A 20,360-nucleotide genomic window follows, 5' to 3' on the forward strand; every position below is an offset into this window, starting at 1 on the left:
CATGTTCGACGAGGGAAGGAAGCTCCGATGTCCAACGAGCCGGTTCTCGAGCGCGACGCCAAGGAGTTCGCGGACGCGACGGCGGTGCCGCCGTTCATCTATGAGTTGCCCGTGGCAGAGGGCCGCATGAAATTCGACGAGGTGCAGGCGGGTGACACGGTCGCGCCGCCGGTCGAGACCGAGGACCGGGTGATCCCTGGCGGACCGTCGGGGGCGGTGCCGGTCCGCATCGTTCGGCCGAAGGGCGCGAGCGGGACGCTGCCCGTCATCCAGTACAACCACGGTGCGGGGTGGGTCTTCGGCAACACCCACATCTACGACCGGCTGATCCGTGAGCTGGCGGTGGGCGCTGATGCGGCCGTGGTGTTCCCGAGCTACAGCCTCTCGCCCGAGGCGAAGTATCCGACGGCCATCGAGGAGATCTACGGCACCGCCAGTTGGATAGCCGCACACGGCGCCGAGGCGGGTCTCGACGCGACCCGCTTCGCGGTGGCGGGCGACAGCGTGGGCGGCAACATGACCATCGCCCTCACCCTGATGGCGAAGGAGCGCGGCGGTCCGGACTTCCGCCAGCAGGTGCTCTTTTATCCGGTGACCGACTCAGGCCAGGACACGGAGTCCTACCGCCAGTTCGCGGACGGCTATTTCCTCACCGCGGGCGCGATGGCCTGGTTCTGGGACCAGTACACGACCGATCCGGGCCAGCGCGCCGAGGTGCTGGCCTCGCCGCTGCGCGCTACCGAGGAGATGGTCGCGGGCCTGCCGCCTGCGTTGGTCATCAACGGGGAGGCCGACGTCCTGCGCGACGAGGGCGAGGCCTACGCCAACAAGCTGCGCGCCGCAGGCGTGGCGGTCACCGCGGTGCGGTTCCAGGGCATGATCCACGACTTCGTCATGCTCAACGCGCTGGCCGACACGCACGCCGCCCGCGCCGCGATGCTGCTCGCGACGATCACGCTGCACCGGGCGTTACACGGGGACTGAGGGTTTCGGCGCCCGTGGGCTCATGGCACCCGGAAGGCCTCGCGGACGAAGTCCGTCGCGTCGGGTAGCGACAACCGCATCGTCCCGAGGTGTCCTGCCGGGTAGGGCCGGAAGGTGAACTGTTCTCCATTGCCGGTCAGGTCCGCGACCAGTTTCAGGGTCAGCGGCGCCGGGACCACCTCGTCCAGCATGCCCTGCCCGATGAAGAACGGGCGGTCGTATCCGCGGGTCGGGATCTCCAGCATCTCGCGCAGCGCGGACAGGATCACCGGGTCGTCCAGTTGCCGGGAGAGCAACTCGCCGATCGAGATCCCCGCGAACGCCTCCGCCGCCTCGGGGTAGCAGAGCGATTCGGCCCGGTCCAGCACCTCGCGGCCGAGCGGGCTGAGGTAGCCGTCGACGTCGATATCGGGGCGGGTGGCCCGCAGCCCGGCCAGCATGTAAGAGATGAACACCGTGGTGCCGGTCAGCGGGAGCTCCGGAAAGGCCGGGCCACCGAGCGGCGCGAGGTTCTCGATGTTCGACGGCACCCCGAGGCCGACGGCGCCGCGGTAGTCGAGTTCAGGGGCGTACGAGGTGGCGAGCGAGGCGGCGACCATCGCGGCCTGGCCGCCCTGAGACTGACCGAGCGCCACCCACTTGCGGGAGAGGGACGGAACGATCGCGCGGGCGGCGCGGACCATGTCGACGACGCTGTAGGCCTGCGATCGGCCGTCGAGATACGGATGGATCCCGGGGGTGCCCAGGCCCACGTAGTCGGTGGCGACCACGGCGTACCCCTGTGTCAGCCAGCGCGTCAGGTAGCCGCCGCCGAGCACCCCGGTGGCCGTGGGTGCGCACTCGTCGGCGAGCCCGATCGCGCCGTGCCCCCAGGACACCACCGGCCAGCCGCCGGGCGGGGCCTGGCCCGGCGGGATGAAGACCGCGCCGGTGCTCAGCGCCGGCCTGCCGCCCGGGCCGGTGGACCAGTAGGTCACCAGGTGGGCGTCCGCCGCGTCGGGGATCCAGTACTCACGCACGAGAGGTCCGGACGAGGCGACGGTGCCTGGCGGTCCAGCGGGCGCGGCGTGCGCAGGCACGGTCAGCGTCAGTGCCGCCGCGACGAGCGCCGCGACCAGCATCGCGCCCGCGGAGCGTGCGAAACGCCCCGACGGATGGGTACCGCGATCGAACCGGCCGACCATTCACCCATTGTGGGCGCAATGAGGCCATCGCGTGCGGAGGGGCGGAAAACAAGCAAGCATGCTTGCTTAGTTCGTTAGGTCCGCTTACAGTGGCGCAAGCTTGCCGATGTGATCGCCGTCACGCCGCCCGACTCCGGGTGGGTGTGGCGGCGGTGGTGCCGGCGCCCTCCCGACGACTGATCGGAATGCTTGATGGACAACGGAATTGGCAACTGGCCCACGATTCCCGCGCTGCTCGCGGCCCGGGTCGCGACAGCGCCCGAGGCGACTTTTGTCCACTTCGGTGGTGAGGCGATCAGCTACGCCGAGATCGACGCGCGGTCGGACCGTGTGGCCACCGGGTGGCTGCGTCTGGGTATCGGCCGCGGGGACCGCATCGCCATCGCGGCGACGAACTCGCCTGACTGGATCGTCGCGCACCTCGCCGCGGCGAAGATCGGCGCCGTGCTGGTCACCCTCAACGTCGTCTACCGCGAGCGCGAGTTCACCCACATGCTCACGCAGTCGGGGGCTCGCGCCCTGATCTGCGACGCGGAGTCGAACGGATTCGAGTTCGGGCCGTTTCTCGACCAGCTGCGTCCCGACATCCCGACGGTCGAGCATCTGGTGTTCCTCGGTGGTGACGAGGTTCCTGGTGGAGCGCGATGGTCGGACCTCGCCGCCACCGAGCCCGATCCGGCGCTGCTCGCCTGCGCCGCCGAGGGCGTCCGCCCCGCGGATCCGGCGGTGATCCTCTACACCTCGGGAACGACCGGGACGCCCAAGGGTGCCACCATCACTCACGCCAGCCTGCTCGCCTCGGCCGCTGCCCAGGCGGAGCGGTTCGAGCAGACGGCCGCGGACGTGATCCTCGGCGTCATGCCGTTCAACCATGTCGGCGGGCTGACGTGCACGTTGGGCTCGACCCTGGTCACCGGCGGCGCCATCGCGCTGTTGCCGAGGTTCCACCCGGACCTGGTGGTCGACGCGATGGCCGGTGCCGGGGTGACGATGTTCGTCGGCGTCCCGACCATGTACAAGATGGTGCTCGGCACGGACTCCGTTGCCGGCGTGGACATGTCGAGCGTGCGGTTGTGTGTGGTCGGCGGGTCCAACCTCGAGCCCGCCCTGGCCGAGCAGGTGGCGGCGCGATTCGACGGCGTCCGGATCGCGAACCTCTACGGCATGTCCGAGACATCCGGGGCCTGCGTGATCTCGCCGCCGGGTGACTCATTGGAGACGGTCGGCCGCAGCATCGGGACCATGACCGGCGAATTCGAGGGCCGTGTCGTCGACGACAGGAACAACCCGCTCGGCCCGGGCGAGGCCGGCGAACTGCAGGTTCGGGGCGGGTGCGTGGCGGCGGGCTACTGGCAGCTGCCGGACGAGTCGGCCGCGACTTTCCACGCCGACGGCTGGCTGGCCACCGGCGACATCGCGTCGATGTCGGAGGACGGGCACGTCACTCTGCTCGGCCGCCAGAAGGAGATGTACGTGCGGGGCGGATACAACGTCTACCCGGCCGAGGTCGAGAATGTGCTGGTCGCGGACCCGACGGTGGCGATGGCCGCGGTGATCGGGGTGCCCGACGAGACCTTCGGCGAGAGCGGGTACGCCTTCGTGGTGCCCGCGGCCGGCGCCACGGTGGACGTCGAATCGCTGCTCGAGCGGTGCAGGCTCGCCTTGGCCAAGTACAAGGTGCCCGACGGGGTCGAGGTGGTCGACGGCCTGCCGATGACGCCCGCGGGCAAGATCCGCAAGGTCGCTCTCACGCCGCGGATCTGACCGGGCGGAGGCCTGAGCCGCAGTGGCGGTTGAGGGCGGGCGTCAGCCCGCTCCCAACCGCCACCGAGGGGTCCGACTTACTTCACGCCCGCCTTGATGGTGGCGTCCTGTACCTTCGCGATCTCGATTGCCACTTCGGCCGGAACGCGTTCACCGGTCTTGCTGTTGAATTCGAGGAACGCAAAGGCCCTGCCCTCACCGAAAACCACGACGGTCGTCCCACTCTGGTCATTCAGTATGCCGCCGCCAACACCGACGTCGGCGGGAGAAAAGGTCGCGCCTCCGGCTTCCTGGGACACGGCGTCCTTTGCCGCCGCGACGGCTGCGGCGGCGGTCTCCGAATCCTCGTGCACGATGACAGACGTACTGATCGCCTCAGTGTCCTCACTGTTGCCGAAATTGCCGGTGATGCCGTCCTGCTCCGGCTTGGTGGACACCAATGTCCAGCCGGCGTCGATGTCACTCGGCTCGATGAGCAGGCTCGTGTAGTCGATCGATGCGGGCGACGAGGCCGCGACGCTGGTCGATGCGACCAAGGTGGCGGCGGACGCAGATTCCTCGGCGGAACCGCAGCCGGCGAGTCCGACGGACAGCGCCGCAGCGGCACCGAGCACCGCAACTTTCGATATCTTCATCCGAGGATGATGGCAGGTGCGAAAACCTCGCGCAAACCAGTTATTCCGTTGGTAGTGAAGGGAGTTCGAGCGCGGTACTCGACCGCGAGACGTAACCTAGTCCCGGACCGCCGCGTGCAGCCGGCTGCGCACACCGTCCACGAACAGGCTCAGCCCGTAGTCGAAACGTGCTGTGCCGCTAGTGCTGTCGTAGAGCGGGGATGCGTCCTCGACGAGGGCGCCGTGCGAGTCCATCTGCATGCGGGACTGCTCGTCCATGGTCTGGCCGAGGATGTAGTAGAGCAACGTGTCGGCCGCGAGTTCGGACTCGTCGTCGGGCAGGCCTGCCTCGACGCAGGCGCGGGCGAGGGTGTCCCTGGCGTCGTTGGTGGCCAGCCGCGCCGAGTACGACGCGGCGGCGAGCTCGGCGCCGTCACGGTGCGCGAGCAGGGCGTCGCGGATCCGGTGCGCGAACGCCGCCAGCCGGGCATCCCAGTCGTGCGCGTCGAGCGGTGCGGAGACCCGGGCGAGCATTTCGTCGGTGATGGCGGCGAGCAGCGTCTGCTTGTTCGGGAAGTGCCAGTAGAGCGCCCCCGGCTGTACGCCGAGCGAGGTGGCCAGCCTGCGCATCGTGAGGTCCCCGAGGCCGTACTCGTCGAGGATGGCGATCGCGCCACCGAGGACGTCACCGCGTCGCAGTTGCACTGTTCGTCATCCCCTGAGTTGTCGTGTGGCGTTTGACACCATTCCACCACGACCCTAACCTGAACGCCGTTCAACTTGCACGGTGTTCAAGTTGCGGCACCGCCGCAGCGTTCAAGTTGCGGAACCGCCGCAGCGTTCAAGTTGCGGCACCGCCGCGGCTTTTCTGCGGCACCGTGTCCAGCCCCCGAGGAGTTGCAGTGACCCAGGCCCCCGCCCGCACAGACATTCTCGCCGTCGCCAGGGAACAGGTCCTCGAGCGCGGTGAGGGACTCACCCAGGAGCAGACGCTCGCCGTGCTGCAGCTGCCGGACGAGAGCCTCGAGGACCTGCTCGGCCTCGCCCACGACGTGCGGATGAAGTGGTGCGGGCCCGAGGTCGAGGTCGAGGGCATCATCAGCCTCAAGACCGGCGGTTGCCCCGAGGACTGCCACTTCTGCTCGCAGTCCGGGCTGTTCGCCTCCCCGGTCCGCGCCGCGTGGCTCGACATCCCGAGCCTGGTCGAGGCCGCCAAGCAGACCGCCAAGTCCGGCGCCACCGAGTTCTGCATCGTCGCCGCCGTCCGCGGACCGGACGAGAAGCTGCTCGCGCAGGTCGCGGCCGGTATCGAGGCCATCCGCAACGAGGTCGACATCCAGATCGCGTGCTCGCTGGGCATGCTCACCCAGGAGCAGGTCGACCAGCTCGCCGCGATGGGTGTGCATCGCTACAACCACAACCTCGAGACCTCCAAGTCGCACTTCCCGAACGTGGTCACCACGCATACCTGGGAGGAGCGCTGGGGCACCCTGAAGATGGTCCGCGAGGCAGGCATGGAGGTCTGCTGCGGCGGCATCCTCGGCATGGGCGAGACCCTCGAGCAGCGCGCGGAGTTCGCCGCCAACCTGGCCGAGCTCGATCCCGACGAGGTGCCGCTGAACTTCCTGAACCCGCGCCCGGGCACCCCCTTCGGTGACCTCGAGGTGCTGCCCGCAAGCGACGCGCTGCGTGCCGTCGCCGCATTCCGGCTGGCGTTGCCGCGCACCATCCTGAGGTTCGCGGGCGGCCGGGAGATCACCCTCGGTGACCTGGGTGCCAAGCAGGGCATCCTGGGCGGAATCAACGCCGTCATCGTCGGTAACTACCTGACCACGCTGGGCCGCCCGGCGGAACAGGACCTCGACCTGCTCGGCGAGCTGCAGATGCCGATCAAGGTTCTCAACGACACCATCTAGGGTTGGATACGTGACGTTCCCTCAAGAGCTGAGCAATGCCGCGCCCGTCGACGAGATCGTCGAGCGCTACAACCCGTTCACCGGTCGACGGGTGGTGCCGGGTTTCGACGACACCATCCCGGCCGCGGCTCAGCTCGGCCTGGAGCCGCCGCGCTTCTGTGAGGACTGCGGCAGGCGGATGATCGTGCAGATCAGTCCCGACGGGTGGTGGGCCAAGTGCTCCCGGCACGGCGTCCTCGACTCCAGCTACCTGGGCCAGCGCTGACCGTGGCCGTCGACAGGTCGGAGATCCGTGCCGCCGCGCGCATCGTGGTGGCGGTGGTCGCGGCCAGTGCGCTCGCCGGGATCGGGTGGGGGCTGCTCGTGCCCGCACAGCATTTCCTGGTGATCTCCGGCGGTCGCGCGGCGTCGCTGACCTCCGAGAGCGGCCACCAGTTCGATGCGGTCGCGTTGTTCCTGTGCGCCGGCCTGACCGTTGGCGTGCTGAGCGCGTCGGCGGCCTGGCTGTGGCGTTCGGTGCGTGGTCCGGTCGTGCTGATCGGCCTGCTGATCGGGTCGGCCGTTGGTGCCGCCACCACCGCGGTTGTCGGCCTCGGGGTCGCGGGGCTCCGGTTCCCCGACCTCCCCGACGCCATCGAGGGGCAGATCGTCCCCGTCTCGCCTGGGTTGGGAACCGCGATGGTGCTCATCCTGCAGCCGCTGGTGGCGGCCTTCGTGTACCTGGTGCTCGCCTCGATGAGCCCGCGCGACGACCTCGGTGTCGCCCCGGCTTCCGACGAGAGTGCACCTGCCGGCGACCTTCCAGGGCCGATGCCCCAGCAGGTGCACAGTGGGCTGGAGGCCTAGCTCGGCGGTCGAAGGGCGGCGAACTCGTCGGTGACGCGCAGCCGCGACTCGGCGAACCGATAGAGCGCGGGCGGACGACCGCCCGCTTTGCCCGATGGCGCGGTGGTGCCGGTTGGTGTGAGCACCCCGCGGCGGCCGAGCACCCGCTGCAGATTGGTGGCGTCCACCTGGTAGCCGAGTGCGGCGCAATAGATCTCGCGCAGGGTCGACATCGCGAACTCGGCAGGGGCAAGGGCGAAGGCGATGTTGGTGTACGACAGCTTCGCCGCCAACCGCGCCCTGGCGTGTGCGACAACGACGCCGTGGTCGAACGACATCTCGGGCAGGGCGGAGACCGGGTGCCAGGCGGTGTCCGGGGGCAGGTGCGGATCGGAGGGCAGGGGGATCAGCCCGAGGAAGGTCGATGCGATCCGCCTGTCGCCGGGGACCCGGGCGGGATCGCTGAACACCGAGAGCTGCTCCAGGTGCGCCACCTCGCGCACGTCGACCTTCTCGGCGAGCTGACGCCGTGCCGAGGTGATCAGGTCCTCGTGGTCGCAGAGCTGTCCGCCGGGCAGCGACCAGGTGCCCTTCTGCGGGTCCAGGGCCCGCTGCCACAGAAGGACCGCCAGTTCGGGGCGGCCGTCGAAGTCGCGAACCTGGAAGACCGCGGTGAGCACTTCGTGGACGGTGCTACGATGGGGCATGTTTTCGATCCTAAGTCGAAAACCCCGAGAATCGAAACCCGCACGTGCGGGGAATCGGATGGCAGATCCGGCGCAGACCGACCGGATCCACGGTGAAGGAGCAAGGCCATGACATCGACGTTGTGGGCAGGTGCGGGTTCGATCACGGACGCACCCGGCGGTTACACAGGTGTGGAGGCCACTCCGGAGTGGGCGGCCGAGGTGCGGCGCCTCGCCAAGGAGCGCGGCGCGACGCTGCTCGCGCACAACTACCAGCTGCCCGCCATCCAGGACGTCGCCGACCACGTCGGCGACTCGCTGGCGCTGTCCCGGATCGCCGCCGAGGCGCCGGAGGACACCATCGTGTTCTGTGGCGTGCACTTCATGGCCGAGACCGCGAAGATCCTCAGCCCGAGCAAGACCGTGCTCATCCCCGACGAGCGCGCCGGTTGCTCGCTGGCCGACTCGATCACCGCGGACGACCTGCGGGCGTGGAAGGCCGACTACCCCGACGCGGTGGTGGTGTCGTACGTGAACACCACGGCCGAGGTGAAGGGCCTGACCGACATCTGCTGCACCTCGTCCAACGCGGTCGACGTGGTGAACTCGATCGACCCCGACCGCGAGGTGCTGTTCCTGCCGGACCAGTTCCTCGGCGCGCACGTCAAGCGGGTCACCGGCCGGACGAACATGCAGATCTGGGCGGGCGAGTGCCACGTGCACGCCGGCATCAACGGTGACGAGCTCACCGCGCAGGCCAAGTCGCACCCTGACGCCGAGCTGTACGTGCACCCGGAGTGTGGCTGCGCCACCTCCGCGCTGTACCTCGCGGGCGAGGGCTTCGTACCCGAGGACAAGGTCAAGATCCTGTCCACCGGCGGCATGCTGGACGCGGCCCGCGCGAGCAAGGCGAAGCAGGTGCTGGTGGCGACCGAGGTCGGCATGCTGCACCAGCTGCGCAAGGCCGCGCCCGAGATCGACTTCCAGGCCGTCAACGACCGCGCCTCCTGCCCGTACATGAAGATGATCACCCCGGCCGCGCTGCTGCGCTGCCTGATCGAGGGCAAGGACGAGGTGCACGTCGACCTGGCCACCGCTGAGCGGGCGCGCAAGTCCGTGCAGCGGATGATCGAGATCGGCAACCCGGGCGGCGGCGAGTAATGACGCCTGCCGGCGAGGCGAGCTGGGAGGCGAACGCCGACCTCGTGGTCGTCGGCGGCGGGGTCGCGGGACTGACCGCGGCCCGCGCCGCCTCGCTGCGCGGCCTGAAGGTGCTCACCGTGAGCAAGGGCGGACCGACCGACACTGCCACGCAGTACGCGCAGGGCGGCATCGCGGTCGTCGGCGACCTGCGCACGGACTCGGTCGACTCCCACGTGGCGGACACCTGTGCGGCGGGCGCCGGGCTGTGCGACGAGGATGCCGTGCGCTCGATCGTCGCGGGCGGCGCCGTCGCCGTCGCCGCGCTCACCGACCTCGGTGCGGTCTTCGACCGGGGTCGCGACGGCGCGGTCTCCCGCACCCGCGAGGGCGGGCACAGCACCCGCAGGATCATCCACGCGGGCGGCGACGCCACCGGCGCCGAGGTGCAGCGGGCGCTCAACGCCGCGGGCCTGCCCGTGCTGTTCGGCGCGGCGGCCGCGCGGGTCGTCACCAACGATCGCGGTGTGGTGGGTCTGCTGGTGCTCTCAGACGAGGGGCTCGGCGTGATCCACACGCCGTCGGTGCTGCTTGCCACCGGTGGGCTCGGGCAGCTGTACTCGTGCAGCACCAACCCGCCCGGCGCGACCGCCGACGGCATTGCGCTGGCGCTGGACGCCGGTGCGGCCGTCGCGGACGTCGAGTTCGTGCAGTTCCACCCGACCGTGCTGTTCACCCCCGGCGGCATCGGCCGGCGGCCTCTGATCAGCGAGGCCGTGCGCGGCGAGGGCGCGATCCTGGTGGACGGCAACGGTGACTCGGTGACGGCCGGGGTGCACCCGATGGGGGACCTGGCGCCGCGTGATGTGGTCTCGCGCGCCATCGCGGACCGGATCCGCCGCCTCGGCACCGACCACGTGTACCTCGACGCGCGCGGGCTCGCCGGGTTCGCGGAGCGGTTCCCGACGGTGACCGCCTCCTGCCTGGCCGCGGGGATCGACCCCGCGCACCAGCTCATCCCGGTGGCCCCGGCGGCGCACTACGCGTGCGGCGGGGTGGTGACCGACGTGCACGGGCGCACCGAGGTGTCCGGGCTCTACGCGGCGGGCGAGGTGGCGCGCACCGGTCTGCACGGCGCCAATCGGCTGGCGTCGAACAGCCTGCTCGAGGGGCTCGTGGTCGGGGAGCGGGCAGGCATCGCGGCTGTCGAGCGGTCCGGACTGCCGGTGGAGGTCGGCTCAGCGGACCTGCGGTCGCGGCCGCACGTCGCCCGCGATCGGATGCAGGCGCTGATGACCGCGCACGCCTCGGTGGTCCGGGACGGGGCCGGATTGTCGACGGCGGCAAGCGAACTCGCCGGGTCGGTGCAGCTCGTCCCGGCCGATGCGACGGGTCTCGAGGACGCCGCGCTCACCGTGACGGCCGCCGCCCTGGTACTGGCGGCCCGCGCACGGACCGAGAGCCGGGGCTGCCACACTCGCAGCGACTTCCCCGAGGCCTCGGAATCGTTGCGCCACGGCATCGAGGTCCGGCTGGGGTCGGACGGCGAACTCGAGCTGCCCGAACTCGTGACGGCCCCGAACTAGAGACAGACGACCCTTGTGACGACTTTCGACAGGAGCACGATGACCACGCTGGCTGACGGCCTGGACCGCGACGAGATCCTCACCCTGGTGCGGGTGGCGCTGGGCGAGGACCTGCGGTACGGCCCCGACATCACCTCGGTGGCGACGGTGCCCGAGGGCGCGGTGGCCAAGGCCTCCGTGGTCTCCAGGGCGGCGGGCACGGTGGCCGGGATCGAGGTGGGCCTGCTGGTGCTCGACGAGGTGGTCGGCGCGGGAAACTACGAGGTGCTGGCACGCGTAGACGACGGTGCCGTCGTGCGGCCGGGGGAGTCGGTGCTGACCGTGCTGGCCCCGACGAGGGACCTGCTCACCGCGGAGCGCACCATGCTCAACCTGATGTGCCACCTGTCCGGGATCGCGACCGCCACCGCGGCCTGGGTGGAGGAGGTGCAGGGCACCGACTGCCGGATCCGCGACAGCCGCAAGACCCTCCCCGGGTTGCGCGCGTTGCAGAAGTACGCGGTCCGGATGGGCGGCGGGGTCAACCACCGGATGGGCCTCGGGGACGCGGCGCTGATCAAGGACAACCACGTCGCGGCGGCGGGCTCGGTGGTCGCCGCGCTGAACGCGGTGCGGTCGGCGGCCCCGGACATCGAGTGCGAGGTCGAGGTGGACAGCCTGGCCCAGCTCGACCAGGTGCTCGCGGAGGATGTCGAGCTGGTGCTGCTGGACAACTTCGCGCTCTGGGAGACGCAGACCGCGGTCCAGCGGCGCAATGCGGTGGCGCCGCGGACCAAGCTCGAGTCCTCCGGCGGGCTCACGCTCGACGTCGCGGCTGACTTCGCCCGGACCGGGGTGGACTATCTCGCGGTCGGTGCGCTGACGCATTCGGTGACGGTGCTGGATCTCGGCCTGGACATGTAGCCGTTTCCTGTCGCCGGGCCGCGCTAGTCTGCAAGAGACCGAACGTGCGACGGATGAAGGAGAACCAGATGAGCTCTCGTCTCAACCCGTACATCAGCTTCGCCGACAACGCGAGGCAGGCCATGGAGTTCTACCAGGGTGTGTTCGGCGGAACCCTGAACCTGAGCACCTTCGGTGAGTTCGGCGCACCGGATGCCCCCGAGGCCAACCTGATCATGCACGGCATGCTGGAGACCCCCGGCGGATACACGCTGATGGGGGCAGACACGCCGCCCGGGATGGAGCACAAGCCCGGGGAGAACATCGCGGTGAGCCTGAGCGGCGACGACGGCGACGAGCTGCGTGGCTACTGGGCGAAGCTGTCCGACGGAGGCACCGTGTCGGTCCCGCTGGAGAAGCAGATGTGGGGCGATGAGTTCGGCATGTGTACCGACAAGTTCGGCATCGGTTGGATGGTCAACATCGGAGCCCCGCAGGCCTGACGGCCTGGCGGCCGTATCGCGGCTAGGCCGTCGCGCCCCGCCGCACAAGCGACAGGAACGCTGCCGCGGCGAAGAACAGGCCGGAGAACACCCGGCCGGTGACCCGCTGCTGTTTCGGTGACCGCATCATCCGCAGCACCCGCGCGGCCAGCCCGGTGTAGCCGGTCATCACCATTACGTCCACGGCGATCATCGTCGCGGCGATGATCGCGTATTGCGGGACCAGGGGTGCTGCCGGGTTCAGGAACTGCGGGAGGACGGCCAGCATGAAGACCACAGCCTTCGGGTTGCTGGCGTTGACCAGGAACCCGCGCGCGACCAGGGCGGCGGCGGAGTGGCGGCGGGTATCGGTCTCCGCGGACACCTCGGTCGGCGAGGCCCGCCACTGCCGGATCCCGAGGTAGACCAGGTAGGCGACGCCGAACCACTTGATGACGGTGAACGCCAGCGCCGAGCTGGCGAGGAGGGCGCCGACCCCGGCCGCGACGATGACCACCTGTAGCAACAGCCCGATCTGCAGGCCGAGGATGTTCCAGTAGCCGCGGCGCAGACCGTGACTGAGGCCGGTGGACATCGACGCGATCGCTCCCGCGCCGGGGGACAGGCTGATCACCCACGCGGCGCCGAAGAACGCGAACCACACCTGCCAGGCCATGAGAACTCCACCTTCACCTACGAGGAGCGGGCGACACGCGACGCGCGTGCCCGCGGTTGGAGCATAGGACGGGGCTGCCACGCGTATCTTGTGGCCATGCCCGCACTGTCTGTCGAGCCCGTAGACCTGGGACCCCGCAGGGTGGCCCGCCGCGTCCTGGTCAATGCCCCCGTGAACGAACTGTTCGGCCTGGTCGCCGACCCGAGACGACATCACGAGTTGGACGGCTCTGGGACCGTGCAGGCCTCCGTCTCGGGGCCCGCCCGACTCGAGCGGGGCGACAAGTTCTCGATGTCGATGCGGATGTACGGCTTCCCCTACCGCATCACCAGCACCGTCACGGCGTTCGAGGACGGCAGGCTGATCGAGTGGCGGCACCCATTCGGGCACCGGTGGCGCTGGGAGTTCGCCGAGGTCTTCTCTGCCGACGCGCCGGTGCCGCAGACACAGGTCACCGAGGTCTTCGACTACACCGGCTCCAAGCTGGCAAAGTCCTTCGAGCTCATCGGGTTTCCCCAGAAGAACGCGAAGGGGATCTCGGAGACGCTCGAGGGTCTGCAGCGGCGATACGCCTGACGGCCGCGGCTAGGAGCCGGTCGGGCTCAGGCAGCTCTGCGGCGGGCTGACCAGCGAACAGAACGCGGGCGCCATCACCGGCCGATAGTCCGCCGGCACGCCGCCGGCGGCGATCAGCTCCCGGTATGCGGCGACGCCGTCGGTTGGCCTGCGGGTCAGCGTCGGGTCGGTCAATGTGTCGACGGTGTAGAGACCGAACCGGGGCCGGTAGGTGCCCCACTCGTAGTTGTCGGTGATCGACCAGTAGTTGTAGCCGATCACGTCGGCGCCCTCGGCCCGCGCCCGGCCGAGCCAGTAGACGTGATCGCGTAGGTGATCCGAGCGGGTGTACCCGTCTGGCCTCGGCGCGCCGTTGTCGGTGGGCATCCCGTTCTCCACCACGTAGATCGGCAGTTCCGGGTACTTGCGCGCGTAGTACATCGCGGCGTGATAGATCCCGTCCGGCTGCGGCCGGATGTCGTAGAAGGCGTCGGACACGGCGGCCGCCGCGGTCAGGTTGTCCAGGGAGACGCCGTAGTAGTAGTAGAGGCCGAGGAAGTCCAGCTTGTCGCGGACCCGGTCGGCGAAGACCGAGTCCACCGCGCCCATCGCGGCGGGGATGTAGGAGACGTTGCTCGAGACGCGGGCGTCGGGGTCGAGGCGGTGGATGGTGTCGTAGATGGCGCGGTGCGCGCCGACCATCCGGTCCAGCATCTGCGGGGCCGCGGGCAGCGAGATGCCGCCGAAGGTCAGCTCCTTCTGCACGAACACCGTCGGCTCGTTGAAGGTGATCCAGTCGGCCCCTGCGCCGGCGTAGCGCTCCACCACCCGCTCGGCGTTGGTCAGCCAGCGGGCCAGCGTGTCCGGGTCGGCCCAGCCGCCTCGGTCGGCGATCCAGCCCGGGTATACCCAGTGGTCGAGGGTGATCATCGGCTTCATGCCGTGCCCGCGGATCTCGTCGATCACGTCGTCGTAGTAGGCGAACTCGGCCTCGTCCCAGCCGTCCGGGGTGGGTTGGACCCGGGCCCATTCGACGGAGAAGCGGAACACGTCGACGCCGAGGGCCGCCGCGCGGGCGATGTCCTCCCGGTAGCGGTGCCGGAAGTCGGGCCCGGAGCCGTACGGGTCGTGGGTCTTGCCCGACGACACGTAGCGCGACCAGTTGCTGTCCGGCGGCGAGCCCTCGGACTGAAAGCCGGAGGTGGCAACGCCCCATTCGAAATCGGCGCCCAGTCCGGCCGGGGCGGCCTGGGCGGGTGATCCGGCGACCAGCGGAGCTGCCGCCACCGCGAGGACGAGGGCCAGGATCCGGGCGATTCGGGTCACGCGTCGCACGGTAGGGCAGCGGGGTCCGCTCGTGGGGTCGTTTCGCCGATGAATTACGTTCGAGGTGTCAACGATTCCGCATCGCTGCGGGCCCGCGGCCACCCATGATGGGGGCCGGACCCGCCGACCCGAGAGGTGCCGCTCGTGAACTCTCCGCTTGCCTTCTTCGACACGACCCCCGACGGATACGTGGCGTTGCCCTTCGCGGTCAGCCGGTGGTCACCGGACATGGTCAGCGGTGTGGCGCTGTGCGGACTTCTCGCCCGTGCGCTCGAAAACGGCCACGGCGGTGACGGATTCGTGCCCACCAGGCTGACGGTCGACCTGTTCCGTCCGGCGCGGACCCGGCCACTGACCACCGCGACCACGACGGTGCGCGAGGGCAAGCGGATCCGGGTCGCCGACGCGGAGCTGCTCCAGGACGGGGAGACCGTCGCGCGCGCGTCCGCGGTCTTCCTGCGCCCGTCGGAGCAGCCGCCCGGCGAGGTCTGGACCCGCGACCGCCGCCCGTCGCCGCCACCGGCCTCGATCGCCCCGCCGACCGACGCGCTCACGCCGCCGTACTTCGGCAGCGACTCGCACCCCGACGGCTGGTCCACCTCGATGTTCGAACATCAGGGTGTCAGCCGTAAACGCATGTGGGCCAGGCACCTTCCGGTGGTGGCGGGGGAGGAGCCGTCGCAGTTCGCGCGCGCCGCGATGGCGGGCGAGCCGACCAGCCTGATGACCAACTGGGGCAGTGAGGGGGTCGGCTTCATCAACGTCGACCTGACCCTGGTGCTGGCCAGGCTGCCCGAGGGTCCCGACGTCGGAATCGAGGCGGACGACCACATCAGCTCCGACGGCCTGGCCGTGGGCACCGCGACGATGTTCGACCGGGGCGGCCCGATCGGTACCTGCGTGGTCAGTGCGCTCGCCAACGCGCGGCGGCAGGTGGACTTCGCGGGCCAGGGCGAATTCGAGATACCCGCGACGAACTAGCTCTTTCTGTCCTCGCCGAGGAACGGCCGGACCAGGTCGAGCGGCAGCGGGAAGATCATCGTCGAGTTGTGCTCGCCGGCGATCTCCCGCAGCGTCTGCAGGTAGCGCAGCTGCAGGGTCGTCGGATTGCGGCTGATGATGTCGGCCGCGAGTGCGAGCTTCTCCGCCGCTTGGAACTCGCCCTCGGCGTTGATGATCTTGGCCCGCCGCTCGCGCTCCGCCTCGGCCTGCCGCGCGATCGCCCGCTGCATGTTCTCGGGGATCTCGACGTCTTTGATCTCGACCGTGGTGACCTTCACGCCCCACGGTTCGGTCTGCTGGTCGATCACCTTCTGCAGGTCCTCGTTCAGCCGTTCCCGCTCGGCGAGCAGGGAGTCGAGCTCGGCCTTGCCCAAGATCGAGCGCAGCGTGGTCTGCGCGATCTGCAGCGTCGCGAGCAGGAAGTCCTCCACCTCGACGATCGCCCGGTCGGCGTCGATGACCCGGAAGTACGCGACGGCGGTGACCCTCGCGGGCACGTTGTCGCGGGTGATCACCTCCTGGACCGGGATCTTGAGCGTCACCGTGCGCAGGCTGACGCGCACCATCCGGTCGACCGCCGGGACCAGCAGGACCAGCCCGGGCCCCTTGGAGTCGAGGACCCGGCCCAGCCGGAAGACCACACCGCGCTCGTACTCGCGCAGGATCCGGACCGAGCTGCCGGGGAGAACCAACACCAGCAGGAGGACGATGACGAGAAGGGCGAATACGACGGTCACGGTGACCACTCCCACGGTTCGCGGCGGCGCACGGACAGCGTGAGGCCACGGATCCGCTCGACCACGACGGACTCGCCCTCCGACGGCTCCGGATCCTGCTCGTACCCGAACTCCACCTTGGCGCGCCAGAGCCCGCCCGCCGTCTCCACCTGACCGTGCGATCCGGTCCAGTTCCGGACGACGGCGTTCGTGCCGATCAGCGACTCGGGCCCACTGTGCACGGGCAGGCGCCTCGCGACCAGCGCCTTTCGGCCGGCCAGCGTCATCACGCCGAGCCCGACCACCGCGACACCCACCGTCACCGGGACCGCGATCACCGACCCGGCGCCATCGGCGGCGAACAGCATCCACACGCCCGCGGCGGACAGGAGCGCGCCCGCGGCTCCGAGGATCCCCGCGGTCGGGGTATGGGCCTCGACCACGATCAGCAGGATGCCCACCGCCAGCGCGAACAGGCCCAACGCGATCATTTCCACTCCCGCGATCAACGTTCGAAGGGGGCCCGGTCGCTCGCATAGCCACTTAGCGGCCGAACCCTCGACTCCACGGTAATCCGGTACACGCGCCGCGGCCACCGGCTGTGTGACCCGCCCAGCGACCCCCGCGTTGACCTGCTGACCTGCGGTCGGGATTGTTACGTCCTCGTAAATGTGTTCTGGATCACGTACCATGATTCAACTGCCTTTGAACTTTCGGCAGTGGTAGTTAGGCGCAATGCCGGGAGCTCACATGACTGCGAACACATCGCCGTCGGGGCGGTCCGTCCGCCGGGCACGATCGACGCGATCCCCACGGATCGCGGTCGCCGCGGAGCCGCGGTTCATCGCCGGTGCCAGCCTCCGGTCCAGGATCCTGGCCGAGTCCATCCGATTCACCGTCAAGCCCGCGCTCGAGGTGTGGGCCCGCTGGCCGAGTCCCCTGTGGCCCGCGGGCGCATTGGACCTCGCGGCCAGGATCGTTCCGCCGGGCCGGGGAGTGGGCCGACGCCGGATCCGCCTCGAGCACTGTGGCGCCGAATGGCTCCAGGCCCGCGACGCGATGCGCGACGCGGTGGTGCTGTACCTGCATGGAGGCGGCTTCCTCACGTGTGGGTTGAACACCCACCGGAACCTGGTCTCACGGATCTCCGGCGCGGCAGGCGTGCCGGTGCTCGCTGTCGACTACAGGATGCTGCCCAAGCATCCGATCGACGCGGCCATCGCGGACGGCGTCGCAGGGTACCGGTGGTTGCTGGAGCAGGGATTCGAGGGCAAGCGGATCGTCATCGCGGGCGACTCCGCCGGCGGATACCTGACCTTCGCGACCGCCATCGCGATCGCCGAACTGGGCCTGCCCACCCCGGCCGGGCTCGTCGCGCTCTCGCCGCTCACTGATATCGATCCGTCGACCAAGCTGGCGCACCCGGCAGCCGACGGCTGCCCGTTGATCCCGCGCTCGGTCCTGCTCGCACTCGCGGACGTGGCGGCCGCGAGGGCGGGCGCGAACTCGCGAACCTCCCCGGTGAACGGGGTGCTGGCGGGGTTGCCGCCGGTGCTGATCCACGTCGGCTCGACCGAGATCCTCTACCCGGATGCGGAGCTGATGGCGCAGCGCCTGGGGGCGGCCGGGGTATCGGTGACCTTGGAGGTCTGGGATCGTCAGGTGCACGTCTTCCACGCGGCCGCCGGTCTGATCCCGGAGGCGGAGCGGGCGATCGCCAGGGTCGGCGAGTTCATCCGCACCTGCACACCCGCCGCCGAGGCCCCTGCCCTCACCGCCGTCTGAACGGTGCGCTCGCGCTGGCCGGCCCGCGGCGCCGTCCTGATCGCCGGGGCACTGCCGCTGGTCGCCTTCCCCGCACCGGGTCTCGATCTCCTGGCCTGGGTGGCGCTGGTACCGGTCCTGCTCCTGCTTGGCACTGCGGACACCCCGCGCGAGGCGGCGCTGCGCGGATGGCTCGCGGGTGTCGGGTTCCTGGCCGCGACGCAGTACTGGCTGGCGCCGAACCTGGTCTACTTCTTCCCCTTCGCGATCGGTCTGCTCGCGCTGCTGTGGACCGGGTGGGGGATCCTGGCGCGAGCCCTGCTGCGCGGCGCCGAGACACCGGCGCGGGCGGCCCTGGCCGTGGTCGGAGTGCCCGCCGGCTGGGTGCTGATCGAGACCGTGCGGTCCTGGCACTGGCTCGGCGGGCCGTGGTCGCTGTTCGGTTCGACGCAGTGGCGTAGGCCGAGCGTGCTGGCACTCGCGTCGGTCGGCGGGGTCTGGCTGGTGGGCTTCGCCGTGGTCGCGGCCAATGTCGGGCTCGCGATCCTTCTCGTCGGCCGCGGAACGGCGCGGTATGTCGGCGCGGCGGCCGCCCTCGTGGCGGTCGCCGCCGGTCCGCTCTGGTCCGCGACACGACCCGAGTTGCCCCATGCCCCGGCCGTGCCCGTGGCGCTCGTGCAACCGGGGATCGTGCACGACGACCTGCAGATCCGCCAGGAAGAGCTGACCCGCGGGCTGAGCCGCCCGGTGCATCTCGTGGTGTGGGGAGAGAGCAGTGTCGGCGAGGACCTCACCGCCCGGCCCGACGTGCTCGATCGGCTCACCGCGCTGTCGGGCTCCGTCGGGGCAGAGCTGCTGGTCAACGTCGATGCGCGGGTCGCAGGCAGCGGAGCCATCGCGAAGACGTCGACCCTGATCGGCCGGGACGGGATCGAGGCCGAGTACCGGAAGACCCGGCTGGTGCCGTTCGGCGAGTACGTGCCGTTCCGCGACCAGCTCGGGTGGCTCACCCGGGTCACCGCTGCGGCGGGCCAGAACCGTGAGGCCGGCGAGAAGTTGGTGGTGATGGACGTCGACGGTCTGGCGATCGGGCCGCTGATCTCGTTCGAGCAGACCTTCCCGGACCTGGCCCGCGCACAGGCGAGGAACGGCGCCGCGCTCCTGGTCTACCAGTCGTCGACCGCGACCTTCCAGGGCAGCTGGGCGCCCGCACAGCTCGCGAGCTTCGGTGCGCTGCGGGCCGCCGAGACCGGACGCCCGGTGGCCGCGGCCGCGCTCACCGGCGTCTCCGCGGCCTTCGACGCCCGGGGCAACCGGCTCGCGTGGATGCCGGCCGCCGAGAGCGGCGTGCTGATCGTCGACGTGCCGATGGCGGGGGAGGACACCGTGTTCGACCGCTTCGGGAACTGGGTGCCCGCATCGTGCGCGCTCATCGTCGCGCTGCTGGCTGTCGGTGCTCTCGCTGGACGGAGATCGTCGCGTCAACCGTCGAAGTAGGCCTCGCCGACGACGAACATCCCTCGCTGTGGGATCCAGAAGTCGCCCAGGTGTGCTTGTTCGGGCAGCGGCCCCGGTGGTCCGAGATCGACCCCGTCGATGGTCGCCCGGCTTTCGTCGATGGTCCACAGCATCCGGGGGTTCGCCCGGAATCGCTGGCCGTTGGCGGAGTTGCCGGTCAGCCGGACCTGGCCGACCCCGAGTGCGGGTCCGGCCACGCGCCCCATCAGCGAGAGGACGGCATCGCTTCGCCACAGCGCCGCGGGCATCAGCCGACCGAGGCCCGTCATCGCGGTCGTCGCCGCCGATTTTCCCAGCTCGAGTTCCCACACGAGCCTGTCGTCCACCGTGACCGTGAAGGCGGCCGGACCGGTCCACCTCACCGAGATGTCCGCGGTCCGCGCGTCCTCGGTGGCGGAGCCGAAGTATCGGGCGCAGCTGACCTCGGGCCGAACGCTGCTGTAGATCGTCCACTCGCCCGCGGGGTCCCGATGCCACACCGAGTCGTAGCCTGCGCCGACCGAACTGGCAGGGAAATGCCGCAGCGCAAGGCAGTGTCCGCTGGCGAACGGCGCCCCCATCACCCCGTAGCCCGCGAATCGTTCCCGGCCGTCATCCGGGGGCAATGCCGTGTTCTGTTCTGCGATCGATCGCGCGTCGTGAGTCATGGTCGATCCTCTCCACGAACCGCCTTGTCAGCGTACGCGCAGCGGTGTCCGCGCACGGCCGGCGACGAACGAAACCCGCGGTCGCGGCGGCCA

The 20,360-nt window shown here is 70.1% G+C and carries 22 protein-coding genes; 13 read left to right on the forward strand and 9 right to left on the reverse strand.

Annotated elements, in window-relative coordinates; genetic code table 11:
- Positions 1-27: 27 nt before the first annotated feature.
- The gene (locus ABIC28_RS21970) at positions 28-984 is read left to right on the forward strand and encodes an alpha/beta hydrolase (protein WP_354580871.1); all 957 of its coding nucleotides are present in this window, start codon (positions 28-30) and stop codon (positions 982-984) included.
- A gap of 20 nt (positions 985-1,004) precedes the next feature.
- Here the strand turns inward: ABIC28_RS21970 and ABIC28_RS21975 are convergent, their stop codons facing one another.
- The gene (locus tag ABIC28_RS21975) at positions 1,005-2,168 is read right to left on the reverse strand and encodes a lipase family protein (protein ID WP_374102883.1); all 1,164 of its coding nucleotides are present in this window, start codon (positions 2,166-2,168) and stop codon (positions 1,005-1,007) included.
- A 192-nt stretch (positions 2,169-2,360) separates the two neighbouring features.
- Here ABIC28_RS21975 and ABIC28_RS21980 point away from each other — a divergent pair, with 192 nt between their 5' ends.
- Positions 2,361-3,932, forward strand: a complete 1,572-nt coding sequence (locus ABIC28_RS21980; RefSeq protein WP_354580873.1) for a class I adenylate-forming enzyme family protein — start codon at positions 2,361-2,363, stop codon at positions 3,930-3,932.
- A gap of 77 nt (positions 3,933-4,009) precedes the next feature.
- Here the strand turns inward: ABIC28_RS21980 and ABIC28_RS21985 are convergent, their stop codons facing one another.
- Together ABIC28_RS21985 and ABIC28_RS21990 are read right to left on the reverse strand one after the other, a co-directional pair.
- Entirely contained in the window at positions 4,010-4,546 is a 537-nt protein-coding gene (locus ABIC28_RS21985; RefSeq protein ID WP_097214334.1) for a hypothetical protein, read from the reverse strand.
- Between the two features lie 117 nt (positions 4,547-4,663).
- Positions 4,664-5,251, reverse strand: coding sequence for a TetR/AcrR family transcriptional regulator C-terminal domain-containing protein (locus ABIC28_RS21990; protein WP_097214333.1), 588 nt, complete (start codon positions 5,249-5,251; stop codon positions 4,664-4,666).
- A 197-nt stretch (positions 5,252-5,448) separates the two neighbouring features.
- On the opposite strand from ABIC28_RS21990, the gene bioB reads away from it, so the two are divergent.
- From bioB to ABIC28_RS22005, 3 genes are read left to right on the forward strand one after another with little or no spacing between them, the layout of a single operon-like run.
- On the forward strand, positions 5,449-6,462 hold the full coding sequence (gene bioB / locus ABIC28_RS21995; RefSeq protein ID WP_097214332.1) for a biotin synthase BioB: 1,014 nt from the start codon (positions 5,449-5,451) through the stop codon (positions 6,460-6,462).
- 10 nt (positions 6,463-6,472) lie between these two features.
- Positions 6,473-6,727 carry a biotin synthase auxiliary protein BsaP gene (bsaP, locus tag ABIC28_RS22000; RefSeq protein ID WP_077041885.1) on the forward strand — a complete coding sequence of 85 codons (255 nt, stop codon included), beginning with the start codon at positions 6,473-6,475 and terminating at the stop codon, positions 6,725-6,727.
- Between the two features lie 2 nt (positions 6,728-6,729).
- A complete protein-coding gene (locus ABIC28_RS22005; RefSeq protein WP_269590176.1) occupies positions 6,730-7,308 on the forward strand; it encodes a DUF2567 domain-containing protein in 579 nt (192 codons plus the stop codon).
- On the opposite strand, the gene ABIC28_RS22010 is transcribed toward ABIC28_RS22005, so the two are convergent.
- Positions 7,305-7,994: an NUDIX hydrolase gene (locus tag ABIC28_RS22010; RefSeq protein WP_097214331.1), complete on the reverse strand. Its 690-nt coding sequence runs from the start codon at positions 7,992-7,994 to the stop codon at positions 7,305-7,307. The genes ABIC28_RS22005 and ABIC28_RS22010 overlap by 4 nt on opposite strands.
- A 108-nt stretch (positions 7,995-8,102) precedes the next feature.
- Between ABIC28_RS22010 and nadA the strand changes: the two genes are divergently transcribed.
- The 4 genes from nadA to ABIC28_RS22030 all read left to right on the forward strand — a co-directional run bounded on the left by nadA (position 8,103) and on the right by ABIC28_RS22030 (position 12,084).
- The gene (nadA, locus tag ABIC28_RS22015) at positions 8,103-9,134 is read left to right on the forward strand and encodes a quinolinate synthase NadA (RefSeq protein ID WP_077041882.1); all 1,032 of its coding nucleotides are present in this window, start codon (positions 8,103-8,105) and stop codon (positions 9,132-9,134) included.
- Positions 9,134-10,699 carry an L-aspartate oxidase gene (locus ABIC28_RS22020; RefSeq protein WP_354580878.1) on the forward strand — a complete coding sequence of 522 codons (1,566 nt, stop codon included), beginning with the start codon at positions 9,134-9,136 and terminating at the stop codon, positions 10,697-10,699. The genes nadA and ABIC28_RS22020 overlap by 1 nt, the downstream gene beginning before the upstream one ends.
- A 39-nt stretch (positions 10,700-10,738) precedes the next feature.
- Positions 10,739-11,602 carry a carboxylating nicotinate-nucleotide diphosphorylase gene (nadC, locus tag ABIC28_RS22025; RefSeq protein WP_097214329.1) on the forward strand — a complete coding sequence of 288 codons (864 nt, stop codon included), beginning with the start codon at positions 10,739-10,741 and terminating at the stop codon, positions 11,600-11,602.
- Positions 11,603-11,670: 68 nt separating this feature from the next.
- Positions 11,671-12,084: a VOC family protein gene (locus tag ABIC28_RS22030; RefSeq protein ID WP_097214353.1), complete on the forward strand. Its 414-nt coding sequence runs from the start codon at positions 11,671-11,673 to the stop codon at positions 12,082-12,084.
- Positions 12,085-12,106: 22 nt separating this feature from the next.
- Here the strand turns inward: ABIC28_RS22030 and rhtB are convergent, their stop codons facing one another.
- Positions 12,107-12,739: a homoserine/homoserine lactone efflux protein gene (rhtB, locus tag ABIC28_RS22035; RefSeq protein ID WP_209926608.1), complete on the reverse strand. Its 633-nt coding sequence runs from the start codon at positions 12,737-12,739 to the stop codon at positions 12,107-12,109.
- Between the two features lie 105 nt (positions 12,740-12,844).
- Between rhtB and ABIC28_RS22040 the strand changes: the two genes are divergently transcribed.
- Positions 12,845-13,315 carry an SRPBCC family protein gene (locus ABIC28_RS22040; RefSeq protein ID WP_097214352.1) on the forward strand — a complete coding sequence of 157 codons (471 nt, stop codon included), beginning with the start codon at positions 12,845-12,847 and terminating at the stop codon, positions 13,313-13,315.
- A gap of 9 nt (positions 13,316-13,324) precedes the next feature.
- On the opposite strand, the gene ABIC28_RS22045 is transcribed toward ABIC28_RS22040, so the two are convergent.
- Positions 13,325-14,566, reverse strand: coding sequence for a glycoside hydrolase family 1 protein (locus ABIC28_RS22045; RefSeq protein ID WP_502945064.1), 1,242 nt, complete (start codon positions 14,564-14,566; stop codon positions 13,325-13,327).
- A 198-nt stretch (positions 14,567-14,764) separates the two neighbouring features.
- Between ABIC28_RS22045 and ABIC28_RS22050 the strand changes: the two genes are divergently transcribed.
- On the forward strand, positions 14,765-15,601 hold the full coding sequence (locus ABIC28_RS22050; RefSeq protein ID WP_354580881.1) for a thioesterase family protein: 837 nt from the start codon (positions 14,765-14,767) through the stop codon (positions 15,599-15,601).
- Here ABIC28_RS22050 and ABIC28_RS22055 read toward each other — a convergent pair.
- Both ABIC28_RS22055 and ABIC28_RS22060 read right to left on the reverse strand, forming a co-directional pair.
- A complete protein-coding gene (locus ABIC28_RS22055; protein WP_269590172.1) occupies positions 15,598-16,359 on the reverse strand; it encodes a slipin family protein in 762 nt (253 codons plus the stop codon). The genes ABIC28_RS22050 and ABIC28_RS22055 overlap by 4 nt on opposite strands.
- On the reverse strand, positions 16,356-16,829 hold the full coding sequence (locus ABIC28_RS22060) for an NfeD family protein (protein ID WP_097214327.1): 474 nt from the start codon (positions 16,827-16,829) through the stop codon (positions 16,356-16,358). The genes ABIC28_RS22055 and ABIC28_RS22060 overlap by 4 nt, the downstream gene beginning before the upstream one ends.
- Before the next feature lie 259 nt (positions 16,830-17,088).
- Between ABIC28_RS22060 and ABIC28_RS22065 the strand changes: the two genes are divergently transcribed.
- Together ABIC28_RS22065 and lnt are read left to right on the forward strand one after the other, a co-directional pair.
- Entirely contained in the window at positions 17,089-18,123 is a 1,035-nt protein-coding gene (locus ABIC28_RS22065) for an alpha/beta hydrolase (protein ID WP_097214326.1), read from the forward strand.
- 3 nt (positions 18,124-18,126) lie between these two features.
- Positions 18,127-19,599, forward strand: coding sequence for an apolipoprotein N-acyltransferase (gene lnt / locus ABIC28_RS22070; protein WP_097214325.1), 1,473 nt, complete (start codon positions 18,127-18,129; stop codon positions 19,597-19,599).
- On the opposite strand, the gene ABIC28_RS22075 is transcribed toward lnt, so the two are convergent.
- A complete protein-coding gene (locus ABIC28_RS22075) occupies positions 19,584-20,267 on the reverse strand; it encodes a hypothetical protein (RefSeq protein ID WP_097214324.1) in 684 nt (227 codons plus the stop codon). The genes lnt and ABIC28_RS22075 overlap by 16 nt on opposite strands.
- Positions 20,268-20,360 lie beyond the last annotated feature (93 nt).

The organism is Rhodococcus sp. PvR044 (assembly GCF_040548995.1).
Classification (GTDB): domain Bacteria; phylum Actinomycetota; class Actinomycetes; order Mycobacteriales; family Mycobacteriaceae; genus Rhodococcus_G; species Rhodococcus_G oryzae.